Origin of the sequence: Micromonospora fluostatini (assembly GCF_050410825.1) — a bacterium.
GTDB classification, from domain to species: Bacteria; Actinomycetota; Actinomycetes; order Mycobacteriales; family Micromonosporaceae; genus Micromonospora; species Micromonospora rosaria.
This window is the reverse complement of sequence record NZ_CP191251.1, coordinates 2,526,629-2,548,466: the sequence shown is the minus strand read 5'-3', so window position 1 is coordinate 2,548,466 and position 21,838 is coordinate 2,526,629. Positions and strand designations below refer to the sequence as shown.

8 protein-coding genes are annotated in these 21,838 nt (G+C 76.3%); 3 read left to right on the top strand and 5 right to left on the bottom strand.

The annotated features are described in order from the left end of the window. Nucleotides 1–3: 3 nt before the first annotated feature. Nucleotides 4–15,069 carry an amino acid adenylation domain-containing protein gene (locus ACQUFX_RS10905; protein ID WP_428965888.1) on the top strand — a complete coding sequence of 5,022 codons (15,066 nt, stop codon included), beginning with the start codon at nt 4–6 and terminating at the stop codon, nt 15,067–15,069. A gap of 171 nt (nt 15,070–15,240) precedes the next feature. Here ACQUFX_RS10905 and ACQUFX_RS10900 read toward each other — a convergent pair whose 3' ends face one another. Further along, nucleotides 15,241–15,933 carry a TetR/AcrR family transcriptional regulator gene (locus ACQUFX_RS10900; protein WP_428965887.1) on the bottom strand — a complete coding sequence of 231 codons (693 nt, stop codon included), beginning with the start codon at nt 15,931–15,933 and terminating at the stop codon, nt 15,241–15,243. Nucleotides 15,934–16,043: 110 nt separating this feature from the next. Between ACQUFX_RS10900 and ACQUFX_RS10895 the strand changes: the two genes are divergently transcribed. Further along, nucleotides 16,044–17,009, top strand: a complete 966-nt coding sequence (locus ACQUFX_RS10895) for an NAD-dependent epimerase/dehydratase family protein (RefSeq protein ID WP_428965886.1) — start codon at nt 16,044–16,046, stop codon at nt 17,007–17,009. Nucleotides 17,010–17,088: 79 nt separating this feature from the next. Then, on the top strand, nt 17,089–17,304 hold the full coding sequence (locus ACQUFX_RS10890; RefSeq protein ID WP_428965885.1) for a hypothetical protein: 216 nt from the start codon (nt 17,089–17,091) through the stop codon (nt 17,302–17,304). A 136-nt stretch (nt 17,305–17,440) separates the two neighbouring features. On the opposite strand, the gene ACQUFX_RS10885 is transcribed toward ACQUFX_RS10890, so the two are convergent. From ACQUFX_RS10885 to ACQUFX_RS10870, 4 genes are all read right to left on the bottom strand, one after another. Further along, on the bottom strand, nt 17,441–18,439 hold the full coding sequence (locus tag ACQUFX_RS10885; RefSeq protein ID WP_428966929.1) for a carbohydrate kinase family protein: 999 nt from the start codon (nt 18,437–18,439) through the stop codon (nt 17,441–17,443). Nucleotides 18,440–18,522: 83 nt separating this feature from the next. Continuing rightward, on the bottom strand, nt 18,523–19,110 hold the full coding sequence (locus ACQUFX_RS10880; protein ID WP_428965884.1) for a Maf family protein: 588 nt from the start codon (nt 19,108–19,110) through the stop codon (nt 18,523–18,525). Further along, nucleotides 19,107–19,802 carry a class I SAM-dependent methyltransferase gene (locus ACQUFX_RS10875; protein ID WP_428965883.1) on the bottom strand — a complete coding sequence of 232 codons (696 nt, stop codon included), beginning with the start codon at nt 19,800–19,802 and terminating at the stop codon, nt 19,107–19,109. Before ACQUFX_RS10875 ends, ACQUFX_RS10880 begins: the two co-directional genes overlap by 4 nt. Before the next feature lie 70 nt (nt 19,803–19,872). Next, nucleotides 19,873–21,759 (bottom strand): adenosylcobalamin-dependent ribonucleoside-diphosphate reductase, encoded by a 1,887-nt coding sequence (locus tag ACQUFX_RS10870; protein WP_428965882.1) that lies wholly within the window; start codon nt 21,757–21,759, stop codon nt 19,873–19,875. Between the last annotated feature and the right edge of the window lie 79 nt (nt 21,760–21,838).

Sequence of the window (21,838 nt, the reverse complement as noted above, 5' to 3'; positions counted from 1 at the left end):
CCTGTGGACGAGCTGAGCGAGGCGCTCGCCCGACGCGCCGAACTGATCGACGCGGCGGTCGTCGAGCGGACCGGCGGCGACGGGGTCCCGCGCCGGGTGGCGTACGTCGTGCCGGCCCCGACCAGCACCACGGCCGAGGCGCGACGCGCGGCGGGCGCGGCGGTGGCGGCGGCCGGTGACCCCGGTACGCCGGTCCCGGTCGCCGTGGTGTCGGGCATCCCGCGCGACGCCGACGGCGTACCCGACGAGGCGGCGTTACGGGCGGTGCCGGTCGCCGCGACCGCCGGCGGGACCCTCGTCCGGGTTCCCGACCGGGAACCGGCCCGGACGCACCTGGCCGACCTGCTGGACCTGCCGCCGCGCTGGGGATCGGACCTCGCCGCGCCGTCCTCTGGCCCGGCGACCGGTGACACCCCGGCCGCGCCGCAGGTCGACGGGGTGCCGGCCGAGGCGGTGGGCGTCGCCCCCGTAGCCGACGCGGACGACCCGACGACGCTGCCCGAGGCGCTGCGGCGGGCCGCGCGACGCTGGCCCGAGCGCGGGCTGGACCTGGTCGAGGCGGACGGCACCCGGACGCTGCGCTACCCGGAACTGCTCGACGCCGCGCTGCGGGCGCTGGCCGGTCTGCGCGCGGCCGGGCTGGCCACCGGGGACCCGGTGATCCTGCACCTGCCGTCGCTGGCCGACCACTTCGTCGCGCTCTGGGCCTGCCTGCTCGGCGGGCTGCGCCCGGTGGCCGTCGCGCAGGCGCCCGGGTACCAGGCCCGCAACGCCACCCTCGACAAGCTCGAACACGCCTGGCAGAGCCTGCACCGCCCGGTCGTCGTCTCCAGCGGCGCCGTCCCGGCGAAACTGCGGGCGTACGCCGAGGGGGCGGGGTGGGCCGGGCTGCGGGTCGTCGACCTCGCCGACTGCCGCGCCCACGAGCCGGCCGGGGACCTGCCCCGCCCCGCCCCGGACGACGTGGCCATGTTGCAGCTCTCGTCGGGCAGCACCAGCAAGTCCAAGGTCATCCCGCTGACCCACCGGGGCATCGTCCGGTACGCCCGGGACGCCTGTCAGGTCGCCCGGGTACGCCCCGGTGACGTCATGCTCAACTGGCTGCCGCTGGACCACGTGGCGGGCCTGGTGATGATGCACCTCGGCCCGGTCGTCCTCGGCTGCGCCAACGTGCACGTCGGCACGGCGCTCGTCCTCGCCGACCCGCCACTGTGGCTGGACCTGCTGCAGCGGTACCGGGTGCAGCACAGCTGGTCGCCGAACTTCGGCTACAAGCTGGTCACCGAGGCGGTACGGGGCCGACCGGACCGGCGCTGGGACCTCAGCGGGCTGCGGACCCTGGTCAACGCGGGCGAACAGTGCACCGAGCCGGTGATGAGCGGCTTCCGGGCGGCCCTGGCCGACAGCGGGCTCGACCCGTCCGCGCTGGTCCTGGCCTGGGGGATGGCGGAGACCTGCACCGCGATCAGCTACCAGACGTTCGGGCCGGACGCGGTGCAGCACGCCCGGCTGCACGCCGACGGCAGCCAGGTGCAACTGGCCCCGGCGAGCGCCCCCGGCACGACCACCTTCCTCAGCATGGGCGGCCCGGCTCCCGGCACCCGGTTCCGGATCGCCGCCCCGGACGGCCGCACGGCCCTGCCGGAGCGGTGGATCGGCCGGCTCCAGGTCCGCTCGGACCGGGTCACCCCCGGCTACCTCAACCACGACGAGGCGAACCGGGCCGCGTTCCCCGACGGGGAGTGGTTCGACACCGGCGACCTCGCGTACCTCCACGACGGCCGGATCACCATCACCGGCCGGGGCAAGGAGGTCATCATCGTCAACGGCGTCCACTACTTCTGCCACGAGATCGAGGACGTGGTCGGGGCGGTGGACGGGGTGGCCCCCAGCTTCGTGGCCGCGTTCGGGGCCCCGGGACCGGACGGCACCGAACGCATCGTGGTGCTCTTCTGCGCCGACGCGGCGGTGGACGTGGCCCTGCTGACCCGGGTCCGGCGAACGCTCGCGGAACGGCTCCAGATCGGCTCGGCCCACCTGGTCCCCGTCGCCCGGGACCAGTTCGAGAAGACCACCAGCGGCAAGATCCAGCGGACGAGCATGCGGACCCGGCTGCTGGCCGGCGGGTACGAGGCGGCGCTGCGCCGGGTCGACCTGCTCGACGGCGGCCCGACCACGGTCACCGACTGCGTCTACCGGCCGACCTGGACCCCCCGCCGCTTCCCGCAGGCGCCGCCGCGCGGGCCGGTGCTCGTGGTCGACGACGGGTCGGGGCTGGCCGCGCGCCTGCGCCGGGACCTGCCCGACGCCGACGTCGTCGACCTGACGGCCCGGGCGCCCGACGACACCACCGGCCCGGCCGACGGTGCCGACGGTGGCTCCGGCCCGGCCGACGGTGGTTCCGGTCCGGCCGACGGTGGCTCCGGCCCGGAGGCGGGGGAGCCGGACGACACGGCCCGCTGGGTCGAGCTGCTGCGGTCCCTGGCGGCGCGGGAACGGACCCCGGCACTGGTCGTGGTCGCGGCCAGCTACCTGCCCACCCCCGACCTCGACGACGCGGCGGCCACCCGGCACGCCGTCGGGGTCTGCACCACCGGTGTGCTCGGACTGCTGCGCGCGCTGGCGGCGCAGGAGTGGACCGGCACGCTGCTCACCCTCAGCCGTGGCCTGTTCCGGATCCGGGGCGACGAGGCGGGCTGCTACCCCGCGGCGTTCACCGCCGCGGCCGGCGAGACGCTCGGCGTCGAGCACCCGGACGTCCGCGCCTGGCACCTCGACCTGCCCGGCGACGACGTCGCCGAGGACGCGGCCACCGTCGTCGCGGCCTGCGGGTGGTCGCACCGGGAACCGCTCGTCGTCTGGCGCGACGGGCCCCTGGTCCGCGCGGTCGAGCGGGTCGAGCCGGCGACCGGCGCGTCCGTGCTGCGGCCGGGCTCCCGGTGGCTGGTCACCGGTGGGCTCGGCGGGGTCGGCCGGGTGATCCTCGGTGACCTGGTCGCCGAACGGGATCTCCGGGTGCTCGTCGTGGGCCGCACCGAGCCCGGTCCGGCCGTCGACGAGCTGACCGGGGCGGCCGACGCGGGCCACGGCCGGGTGCGGTACGCCCGGGTGGACGTCACCGACGGTGCCGCGCTGGAGGCGGCGGTCGCCGCCGCCGAACACGACTGGGGCGCGCCGCTCGACGGCGCGCTGCACCTCGCCGGCCGGTACGAGACGGCGTCCCTGACCGCGCCCGGGACCGGGCGGTGGCGACCGGAGACCGACCCGAAGGTGGCGGGCTCCGTCGAGGTGGCGCGGGTGCTGCGGCGGCGACCGGGCAGCCGGCTGGTGGCGGCCTCCTCGCTGCTGTCGCTGACCCCGGTGGTCGGCACGGGCGTCTACGCGGCCGGCAACCGGTTCCTCGAAGCCCTCTGCGGGCACCTGGGCGACGCGCACTGCCTGAGCTACGGGATGTGGCGGGGGGTGGGCCTCAGCGAGCAGGGCGGCGTCGAGGCGGCCACCCGGCGGCACATGCGCAGCTTCCCGGCGGCGGAGGGGCGGGCGCTGACCCGGCTGGCGCTGGGCCAGCCCGCCGGCCACCTGCTGGTCGGCGTCGACCCGAACGCCGTCCGGGTGCGGCACCTGGTGCGGCCGGTGTGGGCGTTGGAGGGCGTCCGACCGCCCACCGGCGGGGCTGCCTCCACGGGCGGGGCGGCGTTCACCGACGCCTTCGGCACGCCGGTGCCGGTCGTCGCCGACCCCGGACCGGCCACCCCGGACGGTGGCGGCGCGGCCGACGACGGTACGGGCGGGGCGGCGGCCCGCGCCCGGCGGCCCACCGGGGCGACCCCGGCCGCGCCGGCCGGCGCCGGCCTGGACCCGGTCGGTGTCGCCCACGCCGTCCGGCAGGCGCTGCGACAGACCGTCCCCGGCGGGGTGGACGAGCACACCGCCTTCCACGACGCCGGCCTGGACTCGGTGCGCCTGCTGCGTCTGCACACCCTGCTCCAACAGGCGCTCGGCCGGGAGTTCCCGCAGACCACGCTCTTCACCCACGGCACCCCCGCCGCCCTCGCGCGACACCTCGGCGAGCGGTTCGCCGCGTCCGCCGGGGCCGGGCCGGCGACCGGGGTGACCGGGGTACCGGGTGGGCAGCGGATCGCCGTGATCGGCCTGGCGGCCCGGCTGCCCGGGGCCGACACGATCGACCGGTACTGGCGGAACCTGCTCGCCGGCCGGGTCGACGTCCGCCGGTTCACCCGGGACGAACTGCTCGCCGCCGGGCTGCCCGAAGCACTCGTGGACGACCCCGCGTTCGTACCGGTCAGCGGCGCGCTCGACGACATCGAGGGCTTCGACGCCGAACTGTTCGGCGTGAGCGCCCGGGAGGCGGCGCTGATCGACCCGCAGCAACGGCTCTTCCTCCAGATCTGCCTGGAGGCGCTGGAGGACGGCGGGTACGCGGGCACCGACCGGCGGGTGGGCGTGTACGCCGGCGCCGGCATGCACCTCTACTCGCTGCGCAGCTACCTGCTGGACCGGCTCGTCGGCACCGACCCCGCCGACCAGGTGACGGCCCTGCAGGTGACCATCGGCAACCAGCCCGACTTCCTGGCCACCCGGGTGGCGTACCGGCTCGGGCTGACCGGGCCCGCGATCAGCGTGCAGACCGCCTGCTCCACCTCGCTCGTCGCGGTGCACCTGGCGGTCCGGGCGCTGCTGGCCGGGGAGACCGACCTGGCGCTGGCCGGCGCGGCGGCGGTGCACGTGCCCCGGGCGGCCGGCTACCGGTACGAGGAGGGCTCGATCCTGTCCCGCACCGGGGTCTGCCGGGCCTTCGACGAGGGGGCCGACGGCACCGTCGGGGGCAACGGGGTCGCGGCGGTGCTGCTCAAACGCCTCGACGACGCGATCGCCGACGGCGACCCGGTGTACGGCGTGATCATCGGCTCGGCGGTCAACAACGACGGCGCCACCAAGACCGGCTACACGGCGCCGAGCGTCACCGGGCACGCCGACGTCATCCGCGCCGCCCTGGCCCAGGCCGGGGTCGACGCCGGCTCGATCGGGTACGTCGAGACGCACGGCACCGGCACCCGGATCGGCGACCCGATCGAGGTCGAGGCGCTGCGGACCGTCTTCGGCGGGCGGGACCGGCCACTGCCGCTCGGCGCGGTCAAGGCGAACATCGGCCACCTCGACACCTGCGCCGGGATGGCCGGCCTGATCAAGGCGCTCCTGGTGGTACGGGACGGCCGGATCCCGCCGGTGGCCGGGCTGCGCCGCCCCAACGCCGACCTGCGCCTCGACGAGGGGCCGTTCACCCTGCCGACCGCCGCGCGGGACTGGACGCAGCCCGGCCCCCGGCGGGCCGGTGTCTCCTCGCTCGGCGTCGGCGGGACCAACGCCCACGTCCTGGTGGAGGAGCCACCGGCACCGGCGACCGACCGCCCCCGGCCACCGGCCGGGCCGACCGTCGTGCCGCTCTCCGCGCAGCACCCGACCGCGCTGCGCCAACTGGCCGACCGGGTCGCCGACCGGCTGGCCTCGGCCACCCCGCCCCGGGCCGACGACGTGCTGGTCACCCTCGGCGCGGGGCGGCGGGCGCTGCGGCACCGGCTGGTGGTCTGGGCGGACTCGCCGGCCGGGGCGGCGGACGCGCTGCGCCGGGCGGCGGTGACCCCGGGCCCCGGCGCGGTGACCGGGACCGTGCCGAGCGCCGGCCCCGGACCGGTCGTCCTCGCCTGCTCCGGACAGGGCAGCGACCTGACCGGCGCCGCCGCCGGCCTGCTGGCCTACGAACCCGCGCGCGAGGTGCTGGAACGGTGCGCGGGGCAGTACCGGCGGACGTGGGGGGTCGACCTGCTCGCCGCGCTGCGCGGCGAGCCGCACGAGTGGACGACCGGCACCGTCCAGCCGGCGCTCTACGCGGTGCAGGTGGCGCTCGGCCGGCTCCTCGAGTCGGTCGGGGTCCGGCCGGACGTGGTCATCGGCCACAGTGCCGGCGAGTACGCGGCGCTCTGCCTGGCCGGCGCGCTCCCGGTCGACGACGGTCTGCACCTCGCGGCGGTGCGCGGGCAGCTCATGCAGCGCCGTACCCCCGAGGGGGCGGCCCTGGCGGTGCTCGCCGACGAGTCGGCCCTGGCACCGGTGCTGGACCGGGTGCCCGAGGTCGAGGTGGTGGTCCGCAACGGGCCGCGCCGGTACGTGCTGGCCGGCACCCCGGACGCGGTCCGGCGGGCCGGGCAGGCGTTGCGGGCGGCCGGGATCGACCACCGCCCGCTGGCGGTGCAGCGGGCGTTCCACTCCGCCCTGATGGAGCCGGTGCTGGACGAACTCGGCGCGCAGGCCGCGACGCTGGGGTGGCACCCGTTGCGGACCTCGCTGGTCAGCAGCCTGGCCGGCGCACGCCTGGCCCCGGGGACGCTGCCCGGCGCCGACCACGTCCGCCGGCAGACCCGGCACCGGGCCGACTACCACGCCGGCGTCGAGGGGCTCGTCGCCGACGGCTGCACGACCTTCGTCGAGATCGGACCGGACGCCACGCTGACCGCGCTGGGCCGGCAGTGGCCGGGTACCACCTGGGTGCCGACCCAGCGGGCCCGTGGTGACCGGGCCGAGGCCGTGCTGGCGGCGCTGGCCACCCTGTACACCCGGGGCGTGCCGGTGGACTGGGCCGCGCTCGCGCCGACCGGCCGCCGGATCCCGCTGCCCACCTATCCGTTCCAGCCCACCCGGCACTGGGCCACCCCGCCACCCCCGGCGGCGGGCCGGTCACCCCACACCCCTGACCCCGGAGGTACGCCCAGGATGTCCCCGGCCGCCCCGGCGAACGCCGCCGCCGACATCGTGTTGCGCCAGGTCCGTGAACTCACCGCCCGCCACCTCGACGAGCAGCCGGAACGGGTCGCGCCCGACGCCGCCTTCTTCGACCTCGGGGCCGACTCGCTGCTGATGATCAACCTGCTGCGCGAGCTGGAGACGACGTACGAGATCCGGGTGACGATGCGCGAACTCTTCGAGGAGTTCGACACGCCGCAGCAGCTCAGCGTGGCGGTGGTGGAGCGGATGAAGCCGGAACGGCTCGCCGCCCTGACGGCGGTCGCGGCTCCGGAGCCCGCCGCGTCCCCGCCGGGCGCCGCCGAGCAGGGCGTCACCCCACCGGGGCCCGCCGGGCCCGCCACCGACCGCACCGTCGTCGACGGGCACGGCGTCGACGGGTCGGTCACCGACCGGCCCGTCACCGACCGGCCCGTCACCGACCGGCCCGGCGTCGACGGCTCCGGCGTCGACCGGTCCCTCGTCGGCTGGCCGGCAGCGGTGGCCCACCCGGCAGCGGTGGTCGGGTCGGGCGGCGCGCCGATCGGCAACGGCTCGTACCCGTCCACCCTGGCGGGGCCGCCCGCCGGGGCCGTCCCGCCGCCGCTGGCGCCGGCGACGGCGGGCGGCGCGTCGGACGTCGCCGCCGTCGCCCCCGCGCCGGGGCCCGTCACGACCGGGGCGGGGCAACCCGCCGCCGAGGTGATCCGCGCCCAGCTCGACCTGATGGGCCGGTTCGCCGACCTGATGAACCACCAGCTCACCGCGCTCTCCGCCGGACCCGCGCCCGCCGCGCCGTCGGCCCCGGCCGCACCCGCACCGGGCGGCCGTCCGGCGCCCGCCGGGCCGATCCCCGCCGGCCCGGTACCCAACGGGTCGCCGGCTCCGGTCCCCTCCGCACCGGCCGGGGCCGTGCCGGCTGGGGCCGTGCCCGCCGGGATGGTGCCCGCCGGGACCGGGCCGGCGGCGGCGCACGCGGACGTGCCGGTCCCGGTGGCGGTGCCCGCGAACGGCGCGAGCCCGGCGGACGGCGGGCCCGCGCAGCTCGGCCCCCGACCACTGCGGGTCAGCGGCGGTGCCGGCGGCGGCAAGCTGGACGACCGCCAGCGGGCCCACTTCGACGACCTCGTCCGACGGTACGGCGAGCGGACGCGACGGTCCAAGGAACTGACCCAGCACCACCGGCCCTGGCTGGCCGACAGCCGCGCGGTGGTCGGCTTCCGCCGGGCGACCAAGGAGATGCTCTACCCGCTGACCGCGCGTCGGGCCCGGGGCGCCCACCTGGAGGACGTCGACGGCAACACCTACGTGGACATCACGATGGGCTTCGGCGCGCTGCTCTTCGGCCACGAGCCGGAGTTCCTCACCTCCGCCATCGCCGCGCACCTCGCCGACGGGCTGCGGCTGGGGCCGCGCGGCGAGGAGGCCGGGGACGCCGCGCGGCTGCTGTGCGAGCTGACCGGGATGGACCGCGCCGCCTTCTCCACCACCGGTACGGAGGCCAACTCGGCGGCCTTCCGGCTGGCCCGCGCGTACACCGGGCGGGATCTCGTCGTCACCTTCGACGGCTCCTACCACGGGCACTTCGACCCGGTCCTGGGCCGGGGCGTGCGGGAGGGCGGAACCTGGCGCACCACCCCGGTCTCCGCCGGGGTGCCCGCCTCGGCGGTGGCCGACATCCGGGTGCTGCCGTACGGCGTCGCGCAGAGCCTGGACGTCATCCGGGAGCACGCCGACCGGATCGCCGCCGTGGTGGTGGAACCCGTGCAGAGCCGCCACCCCGACCGCCAGCCCGTCGAGTTCGTCCACGAGCTGCGCCGACTCTGCGACCAGTACGGCATGGTGCTGCTCTTCGACGAGATGCTCACCGGGTTCCGCCCGCACCCGCAGGGCGCGCAGGGCGTCTTCGGGGTCCGCGCCGACCTGGCGACGTACGGCAAGGTGATCGGGGGTGGCTTCCCGATCGGGGCGGTCGCCGGCCGGGCCGACATCATGGACTGGGTCGACGGCGGCTTCTGGCGGTACGGCGACGACAGCGTCCCCCCGCAGGACACCACCTTCTTCGGTGGCACCTACATCCAGCACCCGGTCTCCATGGTCGCGGCCCGGGCGGTCCTGACCGAGCTGCGCCGACGCGGGCCCGCGATGCAGGAGGGGCTCAACCGCGCCACCACCCGGCTGGCCGACACGGTCAACGCCTTCTGCGTCGCGGAGGACTTCCCGGTCCGGGTGAACCACTTCGGCTCGCTGTTCCGGTTCGCCTCCCCGACCGACCTGAACCTGCTCTTCAACCACCTGCTGCTGGCCGGCGTGCACGTCTGGGAGTGGCGCAACTTCTTCCTCTCCGACGCGCACACCGACGCCGACGTGGACCTGGTGGTCGACGCCGTCCGCGAGTCGCTGTACGACCTGCGCCGGGGCGGCTTCTTCCCCGGCGGGCAGTCGCCGCCACCGGCGCCGTCCCCGCTCCGGCCGGCGCCCCGCCCCGAGCCCGTCGGCGCCCCGGCCACCGGGGCGGAGGCCGCCGGCACGGGGAGCGCCGCCCCGCCGGCCCCCGCCCCGGCCACCGCCCCGGCCCCTGCCCCGCCCGCGTCCGCCCCGGCCGTCCCCGCCGTCGTGTCGCCCCCCGCCGGGGCGCGCTCGGTGGCCGTCCCGGATCTCAGCCTGTACTTCTTCGGCGACTACCCGCAGGAGCGGGTCGAGGACCGGTACGCGGCGGTGCTGGCGGCGGCGTCCTTCGCCGACAGCCGGGGGCTGCACGCGGTGTGGCTGCCGGAGCGGCACTTCGACTCGTTCGGCGGGATCTTCCCCAACCCGTCCGTGCTCGCCGCCGCCGTGGCGGCCCGGACCAGTCGGGTACGCATCCACGCCGGCTGCGCGGTGCTGCCGCTGCACGACCCGATCCGGGTCGCCGAGGAGTGGTCGGTGGTGGACAACCTGTCCGGCGGGCGGGTCGGGATCGGCTGCGCCTCCGGCTGGCACGCCCGGGACTTCGTGCTCGCCCCGCAGGTGTACGGCCGACACCGGGAGACGATGTACGAGGCGGTCGACCAGATCCGGACGCTGTGGCAGGGCGGGGCGCTCACCCGTACCGCCGGCAACGGCGACCCGGTCGAGATCCGGCTCTTCCCCCGCCCGGTGCAGCCGGTACCGCCGATGTTCGTCGCGGTGGTCGGCAACCCGGACAGCTACCGGCGGGCCGCCGCCGCCGACCTGGGGATCGTCACCAATCTGATGTCCCAGAGCGTCGAGCAGCTCGGCGAGAACATCGCCCTGTACCGGGCCACCCGCGCCGCGCACGGCCTCGACCCGGCGGCGGGGCGGGTCGTCCTGCTCCTGCACACCTACCTCGGCGACGACACCGAGCGGGCCCGTGCGGAGGCGTTCGGGCCGTTCTGCGACTACCTGCGCTCGTCGCTGGCCCTGTTCGGCCAGGTGACCAACAGTCTCGGGGTGACCATCGACCTGGAGCACACCGCCGAGGAGGACGTCGAGTTCCTGCTGCGCCGGGCCTACGCCCGCTACACCGCCGACCGGGCCCTGATCGGCAGCCCGGCGGACGCCCTGTCCGTGGTGGAGCGGGTCACCGCCCTCGGCGTGGACGAGGTCGGCTGCTTCGTCGACTTCGGCCTGCCACCGCAGCGGATGCTGGCCGGCCTGCCGGGCATCGAAGAGCTGGGCGCGTTGCTGCGCCCGGCCGTCGCCCCCGCCGCCGCTTCGGCGACACCCCCGTCGGCGACACCCCCGTCGGCGGCAGTCCCGCCGCCGCCGTCGACGGCAGTCCCCACGGAGGCGCCGCTGTCGGCGTCGCAGCGGGAGGTCTGGTTCGTCGAGCGGATGCTACCGGGTCGGCCGACGTACACCGAGACGAAGGTGGTCCGGCTGACCGGGCCGCTCGACGTGGCGGCGCTGCGGGCCGCCCTCGAACTGGTCGTGCACCGGCATCCGGCGCTGCGCTCGGTCGTCCGCGAGGTCGACGGCGAACCACGCCAGGTGGCGTGCCCGCCCGCCGTACTGGACCTGCCGGTGAGCGCCACCGACGCCGACCTCGACGAGGCGGTGGCCGCGGTGCTGCGGGAGGAGAACGCGCACCGCTTCGACCTGGCCGCCGGGCCGCTGTTCGCGCCCCGGCTGGTCCGGGTCTCCGCCGACCGGCACCTGCTCGTGCTGCGGATGCACCACCTGGTCATCGACACCGTCTCGGCGCACCTGATCAGCCGCGAGATCGCCGCCGGCTACCGGGCGGCGGTCGAGGGCCGGCCCGCCGGGCTGCCGCCGGCGCCGGCCTGGCCGCCGGTGGTCACCGAGGCCGACGACGACGCGGTCCGCGCGCACCTGGCGTACTGGACCGGGCAGCTCGACCCGCTCCCGCCCCGGCTGGACCTGCCGACCGACCGGCCCCGGCCGGACCTGCCCAGCGGGGCCGGCGGGGTCGCCGCCGGGGAGCTGGACGCCGACCTGACCCGGCGGGTGCGCCAGTTCGCCCGCGCGCACCGGGCCACGCCGTTCATGGTGCTGCTGGCCGCGTTCGCCGTGGTGCTCAGCGACCTGGCCGGCCGGCGCGAGGTGGTGCTCGGCACCCCGGTCGCGCACCGGCCGCGCGGCACCGAGGAGGCGGTCGGGATGTACGTCAACACCCTGCCGTTGCGCGTCGACGTGGCACCGGAGCGCGGCTTCGGCGAGCTGGTGCGCGGGGTCCGGACGATGCTGCTGGACGCGCAGGAGCACCGCGACGTCCCGTTGCCCCGGATCGTCCAGGCCCTGGGCGGCCAGCCCGACGCCGGGCGGCACCCGATCTTCGACGTGGTCATCGAGTTCGACAACGGCGCGGTCTTCGAGATGGACCTTCCCGGGGTCCGCGTCGAGCTGCTGGACGCGGCCGTGGAGCGGGCGCCGTTCGACCTCACGCTGTTCCTCACCAGCCGGGCCGAGACGGTCGACTGCCAGCTCAACTTCGCCCGGGACCTGTTCGACCCGGCCTCGGCGGCGCGGGTCCTGGACCGGCTGACGCTGCTGCTGCGGGCCGGGACCGACCAGCCGGACCTGCCGGTGGCCGCGCTGCCCCGGCTCACCGACGACGAGCGGGAGCGGATCGCCGGCTGGCAGGACGGCGGCCCGGCGGCGGCCGGCGCGGACCGTCCGCTCTCGGCGGTCCCGTCCCTGGACCGGGCGGCGGTGCTGGACCACGACGGCCGGCTGGCGGGGGCGCAACTGCGCCGCCGGGCCGGGACTGTGGCCGCGGCGCTGCGCGCGGCCGGGGTCGGCCCCGGCCAGCTCGTGGCGGTCCACCTGCCGCGCGGTGCCGACGCCGTGGTGGGGATGCTCGGCGTGCTGCTCGCCGGTGCCGGGTACGTGCCGCTGGCGCCGGACCAGCCGACGGCCCGGCTGACCGCGATCCTCCGCCAGGCGCAGGTCGCCGCCGTGGTGTCGACCTCGGCGCAGGCGGCGCTGTCGGGGTCCGTGCCGACCGTGCTGGTGGACCGGCTGGAGCCGGCGGACCCGGACGGCGTCCCGGATGCCCGGCCGGCCCTCGACGACGTGGCGTACGTCCTGTTCACCTCCGGCTCGACCGGCCGGCCGAAGGGGTGTGTGATCCCGCACCGGGCGATCGCGAACACCGTCGCCTGGTACGTCCGGGAGCTGGGCATCACCGCCGACGACCGGCTGAGCTGGTTCTGCAGCCCCGGCTTCGACGCGTCCTGCGTCGAGGTCTGGCCGGCGCTGTCGGCCGGGGCGACGCTCTGCGTGGTGCCGGAGGAGGCGCGGTACGACCCGGCGCGGCTGCGGGACTGGCTGATCGGGACCGGGGTGACCGTGGCGATGCTGCCGACCCCGATGGGGGAGCTGCTGATCGACCTGGACTGGCCGACCGACGGGCGGTGCGCGCTGCGGCACCTGGTCGTCGGCGGCGACCGGCTCCGCCGGCAGGCCCGGCCGGAGCTGCCCTTCCAGGTGACGAACCTCTACGGCCCGACCGAGGCGGCCGTCGCCTCCACCTGGGCGCACCTGACCCCGGCGGACGGGGCCGTGCCGCCCATCGGTCGCCCGGTGCCGGGGACCTGGGTCCGGGTGCTCGACGCGGCCGGCCGGCCGGTGCCGGTGGGCGTGCCGGGCGAGCTGCACCTCGGCGGGGCCCAGGTGGGGCTCGGCTACCTGGGGGAGCCGGCGGAGACGGCGCGGCGCTTCGGGCGGCACGCCGAGGACGGGCCGACGTTCCGCACCGGCGACGTGGTCCGGTGGCGGTCGGACGGGCGGTTGGAGTTCCTGCACCGCACCGACGCCCAGGTGCAGATCCGGGGCTTCCGGGTGGAGCCGGCCGAGGCGGAACACCACCTGCGGCAGCTCGACGGCGTCCGGGAGGCCGCCGTCCGGGCCTGGCGCGACGAGCACGACGAGGCGTACCTCGCCGGGTACGTGGTGCCCGCCCACCCGGAGGTGGACGCCGACCGGTTGCTGCGGGAGCTGGCCGGCCGGCTGCCGGAGCACCTGGTGCCCACGGTCTGCGTCCTGCTCCCGGAGCTGCCGCTGCGCGACAGCGGCAAGCTGGACCGGGAGGGCCTGCCCGAACCGGACCGCAGCGCCCGTACGGCGTCCGGGACCCGGGTGGCGCCGGCGACCGAGCTGGAACGGCGGCTGCACGACCTGTGGCGGGCCGAGCTGGGCGTCGACGAGTTCAGCGTCGAGGCGACCTTCTTCCAGCTCGGCGGCACCTCGCTGACGGCGCTGCGGCTGCTGAACCGGATCACCACCGCCCTGGGCCGGACGGTGGAGGTCGTCGACTTCCTCCGCGACCCGACGGTACGGGCGCTGGCCCGCCGACTCGCCGACCCCGAGGCCGCCGACCCCGACGCCCCCGTGGCCGAGGTCGCCGAGCCCGCCGGTGCCGGGCCTGCCGCTGACCGGGACGGAACCGGGGGCGAGTCGAGCGGCGAGGTGGTGCGGACCGCCCCGGCGAGCGTCGGCCAGGCACGGCAGTTCCGCATGACGGTGCGCAGCGACGAGCCGCAGACCCTCACCGTGGCGATCCGGTTCGCGCTGCGCGGGCGCCTGGACGAGGCGGCGTTGCGCCGGGCCCTGACCGACCTGGTCGACCGGCAGGCCGTGCTGCGCACCCGGTACGCCGTCCGTGACGACGTGGTCCTGCAGGAGGTGCTCGCCCCCCGCCCGGTGGCCCTGCCGGTACGCGAGGTGAGCCCGGAGCGGCTCGACGCGACGATCGAGGGGTGGGCGGCGGAGCCGTTCGACCTGGAGCGCGAACCCTCGTTCCGGGCCCTGCTGGTGCGGGTGGCCGACCCGGCGGGGCCGGGGGAGCGCCACGACCTGGCGCTGGCGATGCACCACGGCGTCATCGACGGCTGGGGCATCGACGTGCTCGTGCGTGACCTGGGCGCGCTGTACGCCGCCGTGGTCACCGGGCAGCCGGCCGACCTGCCGGTCCTGGCGGCGGACTTCGTCGACTTCAGCCGGTGGGAGCAGTCCTTCCTCGCCGATCCGCGCACCGGTGACCTGATCCGGCGCTGGGCGGACCAGGTCCGGGCCGAGGCCGCGCCGATCCGGCTGCCCACCGACCGTCCCCGCCCGTCGGCCACCCTCACCGCCGGGGCGTTCGTCACCGTGTCGATCGCCGCCGACCTGCTCGCCGCCGCGAACGACTACGCGCTCCGGCGGGGCGTGACGCCGTTCGTCGTCTTCGCCGCCGCGTTCGCGGCGTTCCTGCACGACCTGACCGGTCAGCCGAGCGTCACGCTGACCGTGCCGGTGGCCAACCGTGCCGATCCGCGCTTCGCCGACCTCGTCGGTGGGGTGGCGCACGTGCACTGGCTGGTCGTTTCGGTCCGTGGCGCGGCGTCCTTCGACGACCTGGTCGACCGGACGGCCGCCGCGACCTGGCAGATGCTGGCGATGCAGTCGGTGCCGCTGCCGGTGCTCAGCGAGGCGCTGGGCGGCGAGTTCACCGGCAGCCCGTCCCGGGTGTACCTCGCCGTGCTCGACCTGGCGACGCCGCTGCTGCGCCTGCCCGGCCTGGAGCCGGCTCCGGCCGAGGACGTCCTGCTGGCCGGGGCCCGCGCCGACCAGACGTGGCAGGTGACGTCCACGCCCGACGGGGGCATGTCACTGGTGGTGGAGTACGCCACGGCGCTGTTCGACGCCGACACGGTCACCGGCTGGGTGGCCGACTACCAGCGCCGGCTGCGGCGCGCGGTGGCCGACCCCGCCGGTTCGGTGCTCGACGGTCCGGCGTCCGCCGTCGACGAGCCCGACCAGGGGTGAACGGGCCGGACCCGCCGGCGCGGCCACCGGCCGGCGGGTGCGGGTGCCGGGCGGCGCGGGTGTCGACCGCCCGGCGGCGCGTGTTCACGCGCGGCGGTACACCGGTCGCCGAACCGACGGGGATTCCGGTGGGCGGCCCGGACCTCGGCCGGTCCCGGCGGGGGCGTCCGCTCAGGGCAGGCCGATCTGGTCGGACAGCCGGCGCATCTGGTGGTCGAAGTACTCCTCCCGCGCCTCGATCACACCGTTGAGCTGGCCGAAGATCTCGAAGCTGACAACGCCGAAGCAGTGGATCCAGCCGGTGGCGCCCCGGGCCAGCAGGGCCTCGGGGAGCCCGGTGGAGAGGGTGTCGCGGAGGACGGCGAGGTCGGCCCGGACCGGGTCGGGGAGGTCGCCGGGGCCGGGGTCGGGCAGGACGCCGGTGGTGAAGCCGTCGAGGAGGATCCCGATCAGGGCGACCGGGGTGCGGGCCGCCTGCACGGTGGTCTCCTGCGGGGCGGCGTAGCCGGGCACCGGGCTGCCGAAGAGCAGCGCGTACTCGGCCGGGTGGGCCAGCGCCCAGCGACGTACCGCGTGGCAGACGGCGAGCCATCGGCCGCGCAGGTCGGCCCGGTCGGTGACCGCCGCGTCCGCGCCCTCGGCGGCGTCGCCGAGGGCCTGGTAGCCGTCGACGATCAGCGCGGTGAGCAGTTCGTCGCGGCTGGGGAAGTAGCGGTAGATCGCCGAGGAGACCATCCCCATGTCCCTTGCGACGGCGCGCAGTGACAGGTTCGCCCCCTCGGCCGCCAGGTGGCGGCGGGCGATCGTCTTGATCTCGGTGACCATCTCGGCCCGGGCCCGGGCCCGGATGTTGGCGGCAGGCATGTCCGAGAGTCTTGCACACAAACGAGAGCACTGCTCTTGACGTTCGCCGGCCAGTGAGCGAGCATGGTTCTCGTAAGAGAGCACCGCTCTCGTCGTCAAGAGGAGTCCCCGTGGGTGTTCACCTGATCGTCGGCGCTGGCCTGGTCGGCTCGACCACCGCGCGCCAGCTCGCCGAGCGGGGCGAGCGGGTCCGCATCGTCAGCCGCTCCGGCCGGGGCCCGCACCACCCCCGGGTCGAGCACGTCGTCGCCGACGCCACCGACGCCGCCCGGCTCGGCGACCTCGCCACCGACGCCACCGCCATCTACAACTGCCTCAACCCGGCCTACCACCGCTGGCTCACCGACTGGCCGCCGATGGCCGCCGCGCTGCTCGCCGCCGCCGAGCGCTCCGGCGCCCCGCTGGTGATCGCCGGCTGCCTCTACGGGTACGGCGCGGTCACCGGCCCGATGACCGAGCGGACCCCGCTCGCCGCCACCCACCCCAAGCTGCGGATGCGTGCCGACATGTGGCGCGACGCCCTCGCCGCCCAGCGCGCCGGCCGCGTCCACGCCGTCACCGAGGTGCGCGGCAGCGACTACCTCCAGGCGCAGTCGATCTTCAGCTTCGTGCTGGGGAAGCCGTTGCTCGCGGGACGCCGGGCCGTCGTCCCCGCCCCGCTCGACGTGCCGCACACCTGGACCTCGGTCAACGACATGGCGGCGATGCTGGTCACCGCCGCCACCGACCGGCGGGCGTGGAACCGCGCCTGGCACGTGCCCAGCGAGGCGCCGCTGACGATCCGGGAACTCGCCACCCGCTTCACCCGGGCGGTGGGGGCGCCCGCGCCGACGCTCGCCACCCTCCCCGCCCCGGTCGTCCGCGCCACCGGCCTGTTCTCCCCGATGCTGCGCGAGTTGCAGACCACGGCGTACCAGCTCAGGCGGCCGTTCGTGATGGACTCCACGGCGGCCACCACCACCTTCGGCCTGCGTCCCCAGCCGCTCGACGACGCGCTGCGCGAGGCGGCCGTGCTGCTCGGTGGCGTTCCGGGCCGCCCCGCCGGGGCGTCGGACCCGCACCCGGCCGCCGCCTGACCCGCCCCGCCGCGTCCGCCCGCCGTCGGGCCCGTGAGTCCTCTGAGGACGGTCGGAACGATGTGGTCCAATGGCAGCCATGACCCGACAACGCGTTCTCGCCGTCGTGCTGCTGCTGATCGCGTTCGGGGCGCTGGCCCTGTCGAACACCTTTCCGTTCCTCGACGACCTGTCGGAGCTGGCGGAGTCGGCGGTCACGGTCGGGGGCGCGCTCTGCGCCCTGGCCGGGGTGTGGCTGTGGTGGCGCGGCACGCCGGACGGTGCCCCGCCGGCCGGCGACGGCGAAAGCCGCTGACCGGTCCGCGCCGCTGACCGGCACCGGCGTGACCCGCACCGGCGCGAGTCCCCTGCTGCCGGGTCCACCGGCGCGAGCCGCGCCGCCGCCGGGTCCGTCCGGTGCGGACGGGGACGCGACGAACGCCCCGGACCCGTCACGGTGACGGGTCGGCCCCGTGGTCGACGACGACCGGCACAGCGGCACGACCGGTCGACCGTGGGCCGCCGGTACCGGCCCGCTCCGCGTCACCCGGCCCCGGCCCCGTGCCCGGGACGGGCGGCGTCGGCCGGCCGCCGACCGTGGTGACGGCCCGGGAGCCGAGGGCACAGCCGTGGCGTACCGCCGCCAGCGGCGGGGCACCGTCGACCCAGGCGGCGAGGAGCCCGGCCGCGAAGGCGTCACCGGCCCCGGTGCTGTCCACGACGGGCACCGTGGGGGCGTCGGCGTGGTGCAGCCGCCCGCCGACCTCGCACCAGAGCGCGCCGTCGCGGCCGAGCTTCACCACGGCGTGCCGGGCGATCCGGGTCAGGTGCCGGACCGCCTCGCCGGGATCCGCCGTACCGGTGAGGACCGCCGCCTCGTCGGCGTTGGCCAGCAGGACGTCGACCCCCGCGACCCAGGTCAGGAAGCGCTCCGGCCCGGCCCCCCGCAGCGGGTGGGCGGAGGCGGCGTCCACGCTGGTGGTCAGGCCCCGTCGGCGGGCCTCGTCGAGGGCCCGCAACCCGCCCGCCCGGGACGGGGCGTCCAGCAGCGGGTATCCGGACAGGTGCAGGTGGCCCGCGTCGGTGGTCGTGGTGAGGACGTCGACGACGTCGTCACCGTCGAGGCACAGGTTGGCGCCCCGCTGCGACACCATCGTCCGGTCGCGCGCCTGGGACAGCACGAGCACGACGCCGGTGGGCACGCCGGGGCAGCGGCGCACGGCGCAGTCCACCCCGGCCGCCGTCAGTTCCCGCAACCGGTCCCGCCCCGCGTCGTCGTCGCCGACGGCGCCGACGAGGGTGACCCGCCGGCCGAGCCAGGCCAGCCAGGCGGCGGTGTTCGCGCCCTGCCCGCCGGGCAGCGTCCGGATGGTGCCGGGCGTGTCCGAGCCGAAGGCCAGCGGAGCTGCCAGGACGGCGACGACGTCGGTGGTCACGTCGCCGACCACCACGAGCCGGGACGGTGCCGCCGCGCCGCCGGCACCGGATCCACGGGACGTGCGGGCCGCCGACCCGTCGCCCCCGGTCCGCGCGGTCACCGCCAGAGCCGGACCGCGCGGACGTCCAGCCGGTGCAGGAGACGCCAGAGGACGGGCAAGGACAGTCCCTCCAGGTTCGACGGGTGGCCCGCCACGTGGTCCACGAACCAGCCGCCCCGGCCCGCGATGGCGAACGCGCCGGCCATGTGCAGCGGCTCGCCGGTGGCGACGTAGGCCACCACGTCCTCCTCGGTCACCCGGGCGAAGCGGACCTCGGTGGAGCAGACCTCGGCGACGGTACGCCCGGTCCGGGTGTCGACGACGCAGTGCCCGGTGTGGAAGACCGCCGTCCGTCCCGAGATCCGCCGCCACAGGTCCAGCGCCACGTCCGGCCGGTGCGGCTTGCCGTACGCGACGCCCTCGAACTCCAGCACCGAGTCGCAGCCGATGACGAGGGCGTCCTCGACGCCGGCCGCGACGGTGCTGGCCTTCGCGTGGGCCAGCCGCCGGGTCAACCGCACGGGTGTCTCGCCCAGCAGGGGTGTCTCGTCCACGCCGCTGGCACGCACCACCGGGTCCAGACCCGCCCGGCGCAGCAGGCCGAGCCGCGACGGCGAGCCGGAGCCGAGCACCACCGTCGTCATGCCGGTCCGTCCGCCCCGGGGCGGCGCTGCCAGAGCGCGGTCGCCAGCCGCCGCTGGTGCATGTCGCCGGAGCGGACGTCGGGGAAGTCGAACCGGTCGGAGGCCACCAGCGTGAAGGAGGGCGCGAAGAGCGCGGAGAGTTCCGCCACCTGGTACACCCGCTGGCGCAGGTCGGTGACCGGGTCGAAGGTGAGGTTACGGCCGTCCCGGTCGCGGTCGATCAGGGGCAGGTAGTAGCCGTCCTCCGGGGTGAGGAAGTACGCGAGGAACAGCCCGCCGGGGCACAGCACCCGCCGCACCTCGCGGCCCAGCGCCCGGAGCCGGTCGTCCTCGGTCACGTTCTCCAGGCTGGTGAAGGCCGTCACCAGGCTGAACGCGCCGGTCCGGAACGGCAGCGGAGCCTTCATCGACGCCTGGACCAGCCGGGCCGGCCCGGGGCCGAGTCGGGTCCGGGCCGCCAGCAGCGGCCGGTGGGCGAAGTCCATGCCGACGATGGCCAACCCGGTCTCGGCGAGCACGGCGGCGTTGCGGCCACCGCCGCAGCCCAGGTCGAGCAGGCGCGGCGGCCCGACGACCCGCGCGATGCTCGGCAGGTGCCGGCGCAGGAAGTCCGCGCCGTGCGACGGCCTGGTGTTCGTCGACGACGAGATGGAGTGGGTGACGTACTCCCGTTCCCAGAGATCGCGACTCACTGAAACTCCGTTTCCGTGGCAGGGGTCGGACGCACCGGGCGCGCTGCGCCCGGTGACGGCCTCGGTGCGGTCACTCGCAGACGGCGCAGGTGCCGTCCGCCGGGTCACAGCTCACCCCGTGGGTCGTGGCCGCCGGCGGGGCTGTAACCGTTGCCGGGGCCGTGGTCGCCGGCGCGGGGCGGGTCGCCTCGATCGCCTGGTCCGCCCGGGAGGTGTCCCGGTAGACGGTGATCCCCTTGCAGCCCAGCCGCCACGCCTGCCGGTACAGGGCGGCGACCTGCTCGGCCGTCGCGGTGTGCGGGAGGTTCACCGTCTTGGTGACGGCGTTGTCCACGTGTTCCTGGAAGGCCGCCTGCATCCGGACGTGCCACGTCGGGGCGATGTCGTGCGCGGTCTTGTAGACCCGCTGGATCTGCGCCGGCACCCGGGACAGCCCCTGCACGCCGCCGCCGTTGTCGGCGATCTCCGACAGCAGGGCCGCCTCGTCGACCCCGTACGCGGCGAGTTCCCGCAGCAGCAGCCGGTTGACGGAGCTGATCTGCCGGCCGCCGAACACCCGCTGGGTGTAGGACATCGCGAAGAACGGCTCGATGCTGAAGCTGGTGTCGAAGATGACGGCGTTGTTCCCGCTCGGCGGCATGGCGAGCAGCGCCACGTTGCGGGGCTGCTCCTCGGCGTCCTTCCACACCGACCGGTGCACGTTGGGGAACGGACCCCGCTCCCCGGCCAGCGCGACCGAGGCGTCGTACGCGAACTCCCGCATCGACCGGGCCAGCACCGTGGCGTGCCCGAGCGCCTCCTCCGAGTCGTACGGGACGCCGGCCAGCGCCAGGCTCTCCGCCCAGCCGGTGACCCCGATACCGATCCGCCGGTTGCCACGGACCGCCTCGCGGATCTCCGGGACCGGGAACCACGACGCGGAGATGGCGTTGTCGATCATCCGTACCCCGGCGGCCATCACCACCCGCAGCCGGTCCAGGTCGAACAGGCGCGAGCCGTCCCGGCGGTCCGCCGGCAGGAGCAGCCGGGGCAGGTTCACGTACCCGAGGTTGCAGGCCTCGTAGGGGTAGAGCCCGATCTCGCCGCAGGGGTTGGTGGCGACGATGTCGCCCATGCTGTCGCGCAGCGGGTTGGTCCGGTTCATGTTGTCGAGGAAGATCAGCCCGGGGTCACCCGTCTCGCAGGCCAGCTCGCACGCGGCGGTGAAGAGTTCCCGGGCCGGCAGGGTCCGCGCGGCGGCGCCGGTCCGGGGATTGACCAGGGTCCACCCGGCGTCGGCCTCGACGGCCCGCATGAAGGCGTCGGTCACCCCCAGCGAGATGTTCGTCATGCTCAGCCAGCCGTCCACCCGCTTGGCCGCCACGAACTCCAGCACGTCCGGGTGGTCGACGTCGAGGATGGCCATGTTGCCGCTCTCGTACCGGCCGCGCTGCCGGAACAGCTTGGTGGCGTCGTCGAAGAGCTTGAGCAGGGCGACCGGGCCGACGGCGAGCCCGGAGGTGCCCCGGACGTCGTCCCCGCGCGGGCGGACGTTGGAGTAGTTGAACCCGCAGCCGCCGCCGTAGCTCTTCACCATCGACGACTCGGCGAAGGTCCGCAGCACGCTGGCCTGCGAGTCCTCCACCGGCAGGACGAAACAGTTGGCCAGTTGCGGCTGGTCGGTGCCGGCGTTGGCCAGGGTCCGGCTGCCCGGGTGGAACTCCAGGCGGGCCATCACCTCGTAGAACGCCGACGCCCAGGGTTCGGCGGCGTCGGGCTGCTCGGCGCGGGCCAGGGCCCCCGCCACCCGCCGCAGCATCGCCTCCGGGGTCTCGGTGACCTGCCCGTCGGCGTCCCGGGTCAGGTACCGCTCCCGCAGCAGCAGGTGGGCGTTCGGGCTGAACGCCGCCTGCGGGGTCCGGGTGGAACGGAGTTCGTGCAGCGCTGATGCGAAGAGTCTGGACGTCTGGACAGGCATGCTCTGGCCTCCCGGAAGCGGCGGCACGGGGTTCGCGGTCACGGCCCGCGACGGCGGGGCGCGGGTGGGGCGGCGGGGG